This is a genomic window from Holzapfeliella saturejae, from assembly GCF_037546065.1.
Taxonomy (GTDB): domain Bacteria; phylum Bacillota; class Bacilli; order Lactobacillales; family Lactobacillaceae; genus Holzapfeliella; species Holzapfeliella saturejae.
In genome coordinates, this window is the sequence record NZ_JAWMWG010000005.1 from 1 (window position 1) to 6267 (window position 6267).

Sequence of the window (6267 nt, forward strand, 5' to 3'; positions counted from 1 at the left end):
AATCTTGACCTGACGTCTTTACTTATCTGTATGGTAACGTCGTTATTCCTTGGAATCGTCGTTGCACGAGTCCATATGATCAAAAACACCTATACTAAAAGTTTTATCTCTACCTTAGTTATTATGCCAATTTTGGTTCAATCAGTCATCATGCTAGTTAATGGGAATTTAGGAACTGGAATGGCCGTTGTTGGGGCATTCAGTTTAGTTAGATTCCGTTCAGTTGCTGGAGGTGCTCGTGAAATAACCAGTATCTTTTGGGCAATGGGAATTGGACTCGCAACTGGTATAGGATATGTAGGATACGTTTTAATCTTCTCAGCTATCGTGGCCATTTTGCTAACAGCTTTATACTACTCAAACTTTGGTAACAACCAAAAAGTGGCTGAACGTGAACTTAAAATTACGATTTCAGAAGATTTAGACTATCCCAACTTATTCGATGATTTATTTACCAAATATAGTCACCAATATCATTTGGATACTGTCAAAACAACGACAATGGGTAGTCTATATGAATTACGCTACCACTTAACTTTAAAAGATCAAGCTTATGAAAAAGCTTTAATTGATGATGTCAGAACACGAAATGGGAACTTACCTGTTGTTTTAGGAAAAGTAGCCACACGTACTGACCAACTTTAGAAAGGACTGCTAGTTATGAAAACTAAACTTATTATCCCCTTATTATTAACCAGTGTTGCTCTAACAGCTTGCTCAAGCCAAGGAGCTGCTAGTCAATCAACAGCAACTACTGCTAGCTCTACATCAATAACCAACTTATCAAATTCAGGTTTGTATGGTGATTACAGTAATTTTGACCAAGACACTTCCTATAATAGTCAATCAGACACGACGATTGACCTCTCTTCAAAATTAGTAACCAATAGTAATGAAGGTGTCACCATTGATGGTGAGACAGTGACCATTACTAAAGGCGGTACCTATATTGTTAAAGGTTCACTTACTAATGGTCAACTTAAAGTAGCTGCATCTAACCAAGATAAAGTTCATCTGGTTTTTGAAAATGTAACTATTACGAATGAATCAGGTCCTGCTATTAATGTCGAACAGGCTGACAAAGTAGCTATTACGTTGGCTGACAACACAACGAACACTTTTACCGATGGGAGTAGCTATAATTTAGCTAATGGAGAAACCGAACCAGATGGGACGATTTATAGTAAAGATGACCTAAGCTTTAATGGAAATGGGACCTTGAAAGTTAATGCTAACTATCAAAACGGTATCCGCAGTAAAGATGACTTGACATTTGTCTCTGGTAACTATCAAATTAATGCTGTTAATAACGCTCTAAAAGGTAAAGACTCTGTAGCAATTAAAGATGGCACTTACCAACTATCAACTAACGAAGGTGATGCTATTCAAGCTAATAATACCGAAGATACTACAAAAGGTTACATTGCCATTAATGGTGGCCAGTTTACAATTGATAGTGGACGAGATGGCTTACAAGCAGAAACCAACTTAAGTATTCAAAATGCAGACTTGTCTATTAAAACTGCGTCTGGGTATCAAACAACTTCAGCTTACAGTTCTGAAAGTTATAAAGGACTAAAAGCTGGTGGTGCTCTTCTAATTTCAAGTGGTAACTTTACAATTGATAGTGCAGATGATGCCCTTCATTCAAACGATTCTGTCACAATCACTGGTGGTAATTTACAAATCAAAACTGGTGATGACGGTATGCATGCAGATAATACTTTGACAATTTCCGGCGGTCAAACCACGATTTCAAACTCTTATGAAGGTCTTGAAGCCAGTGTAATCAATATTAAAGATGGGACAACTAGCGTGACCTCAACAGATGATGGCGTTAATGCTGGTGGCGGTAGCGATACTGAGACTCAAACCACTGGATTTTCTCCTGATCAATTTGGTGCTCAAGGGCAGGCAAAAGGACCTGGTGGCGGAGATACCGCTGACAGCAGCAAAGAGATTAATATTACAGGTGGAACTTTAACAGTTAACGCACAAGGTGATGGATTAGATAGTAACGGTAATATCAAGATGTCAGGTGGAACTGTAACTGTTCACGGACCTAATAACGGTGGTAACGGTGCTTTAGACTACAATGGTAACTTTACTCAAACAGGCGGCACACTAGTCGCAGCTGGTGCATCGGGAATGGCCCAAAACATTTCATCTGCTGAAAATCAAGCCGCGTTAGCTATTTACTTGTCTAACACCCTTCAAACAAACACCCAACTAACACTTAAGGATGAAAGCGATCAAACAGTTGGGAGCTACACATCTGAAAAATCTTTCCAACATATTGTTTTCTCAAATACTAACTTAACTCAAGGTAAAACTTATAAACTTTATAATGGTTCCACACTCCTTGGATCTTATCAATTAACTAGTGCAGTTAATAATTTCAACCAAGACGGATCAACTGCTACACAAACTTCCGGCATGCCAGGAGGTGGCGGCATGGGAATGATGAAACGATAAAAAATGCATGCATATGATATTTAATGAATGGGGTTACTATGATTATTTATTAAGATATAATCATAGTTTTATTGAATTAGCATTACAACCTGTTATAATATGACTCGAAGGGAGATTTTTATTTTGAACAAAATTTTAATTGGACTGGGCACATTAATATCTACAGTTTCATTGGGAGTTAATGCCAACCAGTCCGCTGCTGATACGCAGACAAACACTAATAGCGATACTCCCAATGTTCGAGTTTTAAATAATAATACTGTATCACCAACATCTTCTACACCAAAAAGTGTTAATACAGTTAACACTAATTCAAAGAATGATGTTAATGTTAAAGAAGACAACAATTCTACAAGTAATATTCCAAAAAATTCATCTGAACATCGCAGTACTGCTACTTCAACAGTCTCTGTGAATTTAATTAGAGCTGTGGTTACTTCGAGACCAAATGCTTCCTATTCACTAGCTAAACAGTTAAATGATTCAACGGACTATAATCGCCAAATATCAAATGATAATAATGGTGATGTTATTTATAATCCAGATGGTACTGGTTATTATTTGGTTACTGTTTCAAATTCTGGTGAAAATCAAGTAAACGGAACATATAGCGTTTACCAAAACGGCTATATCGCAAAAAATTCATAATTAATTCATAAAAAACACACAACTATTAAAAATAAATAATAGTTGTGTGTTTTTTTGTTTCAACTCATTGACATACTCGAATATTTTAGATATTATAACCGTGTATTATCGATACATGATTAGTTATATGTGGTTTTGAAGATGAGAGGTTTTACCATGAAAAAATATGTATTCCTACTCTTGACAATGCTGTCTTTTCTCTCATTTGCTTATCTTTTTTCAATAAATAATATTGCTTTATCGGCAAGTCTTGGTCTCCCCAATAATAAAAATCAGCCACCAAAAACCGATTCATACCCTAACTCAATTGTTTTGCAAGGGTATACAAAGTATCCTAGCAGAACTGTCGGAGTTTTTAAAGTAGATAACGGCCAACTAATTGCTAGCTATGGTATTTCAGAAGGCGACGATTTAACCACCCCTATTAATAGATCTGGAGACAAATCTATTCGTTATCGTATTACTTTAATCGGGAAAAATGGACAAATAAAAAAAGAAGTATCTGCTACAGGACAAGAACAAAAAAAGAACCCTCTTGATAGATGGGGAAGTGTTCCAATAGAAGACGGAGATGTGATTGCTGTCTACACTTTAGAAACAGATAAAAGCTTTTGGTATGATGCAGATGGTATAATAGGCGATTTACCTCCTGAATATTTAATTCACTGGCGAGACCCGGAAAGTCCCAACCTTAAGGGAGATCTGTCACGGTCAACACTCTATTACACAGTCTCCAATAACGAGTTGGAGCGAGTGCGCTTGGAAAACCTCAGTGATGTTACCATCACTGAAGGCGACTCTTTAGAACAATATATTAACGATTACTTCAAAACTAATTATGGTCAAGATATCTCTGTTAAAACGGAATTGGGCTCTAGAAGAAACGAAAGTGGCACTTATTCAAATGTTAAAGTATCAACACCCGATTCCAGATTTAATCAGGTCTTCCAAAATGTTTTCAAAAACGGAATTACCGTACACGTTAAACCTAAGCCAGTAGTATTTGATGTTACCGTTCCTAACAACTTGAAGTTTAACGACCATACCTTAGGAATAGGAAATAATCAGATAAAATTGCAATACAATCCCACGGTAATAATTGAAGATACTCGCAAAAATTCACCCGGATGGACGTTATCACTCAGTTCCAAAGAAGACGACAATGCATTAGCTAAAAACCTTATTTTTAAAAGCAATAATGAAATTAAAAACATATCAAATGAATCCACTGTGATTTGGAGCGGTAGTGGAAGCTTGCGTATTCCACTAGCTGAACATTTGTTTGTTCAAGTACCAAATGACAGGTCATTCCTCGCTCAAGATTATGAAACAACATTAACTTGGAACTTAGCTTCCACCCCTTAATAACCTTAAACAATATTAATTTTTTTACGATTAAAAGGAGAAATTTATTATGAAAAAATCAGTAATCAAATTGTTTTCTGCTCTATTAGTATCAAATGCTGTTGCCGTTACTGGTAACTTAAATAAAGTTGACGCAGCCGACACAACAGGTGATACTGGGAAAAATTCTACAGCATCTATCCAAATTAATGCAGGTAATCTAGAAATTGCAGACAAAAAAGATATCACATTCAGCCCTGTTACATTAAATGGCCAAAACCATAATAATCATCAAGAAAATAGTAACTCTTTCATTAAAATTAATGACTTTAGAGGGGCAACAACTGGATGGAAATTATCAGTAACTTCAGATAACAGATTTACTGATAATGGCATTAACTTATACTTCAATCCTAAAGCAGACAACTCAAATGTAAAAACCGATAGCCAAAACTTGCTAATTAATAATGAAGCACAAAATGTAGCTTATATGGGATCTGCTAATAGAGAAACACCTCTAACTAGTCAAATCAATTTAAACGCCTATCTTAATATCCCGGCAAATGCTCGTGCAAATAGTTACGAAACCACTTTAACTTGGAATTTAACTTCTGATGCGGTCTCCGCAGAGCAATAAGACACAAAAAAAACCCACTATCTATTTTCAGATAAGTGGTTTTTTTATTGACTATTATCTAAATAACAGAATAAAATTATATACAAAAATAAATTACGGAGGTTCTTATGAAAAAAATAATAAAAACAGTTTCAATCTTGCTGCTCTTATTTACGGGAATATCTAATTTATCGTCAGCATCTGTTAATGCTGATGATAGTTCTGGCTACGATTACACAGTTGGCATCACACCACCAGACAATCAGATTGGCGATAATAGCGGATTCTTTGATGTTAAGTTAGTACCTGGACAAGCAACACCTTTAACGCTTACATTGACCAATAACAGTAATACGCCTCAAACTTATACTGTTCAAGTTAATACTGCAGCAACCAACTCAAACGTTATTGTTAATTATTCAAAAACAGACGCTAAACTTAACAATACAGCAAAATATAACATTAAAGACTTAATTTATAATCCCAATCCAACAGTCACTGTACCTGCTAATAGTAGTCAACAGTTAACCTTAAATCTAAATAGCCCTTCTGAAGCTTTTGACGGCATTTTGTTAGGTGGGGTTACTATTACGCCAAATCAAAGTAAAGAAAGCTCAGGAGGTATTTCTAACGTTTATACACGTACAGTTGGAATTAGAGCTAAGCAAACTGATACAGTCATCACTCCTGATTTAACAGCTAGTGATGTTGTACTTTCACAACGTAATCTTCACAATGTTGCATCTTTGCAACTACAGAATATTACACCAACCTTAATCACAAAATTAACAGGTAAGTATAACATTACCAAGAAAGGTTCAACTGATCCTGTTATTTCAGGACAGAATACTAATCTAAGTATCGCGCCAAACACTGACTTCCCTTATTCTGTAGAATGGGACGATTTATTTAACCCCGGTGATTATACATTTCACTTAACACTTGAAAATAGTCAACACAAATGGGATTTTAGTAAGGATTTCACTATAAAAGGTGAAGAAGCAAAAGAATATAACGATACCTCTGTTAATGAATCAAAAACAGATCATACTATTTTATATTTCTCACTACTTATTGGATTCTTAATTTTATTATTGATAGGATCATGGTTATTCTTCTTCTTAAAACGTAAAAAAGATAAAGATGATGAAGATAAAAAATAATTTAAAAAACAAAAAACCTCG

6 protein-coding genes are annotated in these 6267 nt (G+C 35.3%); all 6 read left to right on the forward strand.

Translation table 11 applies throughout. From position 1 onward, the window contains the following. The coding region (locus R4Y45_RS06795; protein ID WP_339970427.1) for a DUF4956 domain-containing protein at window positions 1–645 on the forward strand (645 nt) is incomplete at its 5' end. Window positions 646–660: 15 nt separating this feature from the next. Beyond that, the gene (locus R4Y45_RS06800; RefSeq protein ID WP_339970428.1) at window positions 661–2475 is read left to right on the forward strand and encodes a carbohydrate-binding domain-containing protein; all 1815 of its coding nucleotides are present in this window, start codon (window positions 661–663) and stop codon (window positions 2473–2475) included. 123 nt (window positions 2476–2598) lie between these two features. Further along, complete coding sequence (locus tag R4Y45_RS06805; protein ID WP_339970429.1) at window positions 2599–3123, forward strand: hypothetical protein; 525 nt, start codon at window positions 2599–2601, stop codon at window positions 3121–3123. Window positions 3124–3279: 156 nt separating this feature from the next. Then, window positions 3280–4488 carry a hypothetical protein gene (locus R4Y45_RS06810; protein ID WP_339970430.1) on the forward strand — a complete coding sequence of 403 codons (1209 nt, stop codon included), beginning with the start codon at window positions 3280–3282 and terminating at the stop codon, window positions 4486–4488. A gap of 49 nt (window positions 4489–4537) precedes the next feature. Further along, window positions 4538–5104 (forward strand): WxL domain-containing protein, encoded by a 567-nt coding sequence (locus R4Y45_RS06815; protein ID WP_339970431.1) that lies wholly within the window; start codon window positions 4538–4540, stop codon window positions 5102–5104. Between the two features lie 107 nt (window positions 5105–5211). Beyond that, complete coding sequence (locus R4Y45_RS06820) at window positions 5212–6246, forward strand: DUF916 and DUF3324 domain-containing protein (RefSeq protein WP_339970432.1); 1035 nt, start codon at window positions 5212–5214, stop codon at window positions 6244–6246. Window positions 6247–6267: the final 21 nt, after the last annotated feature.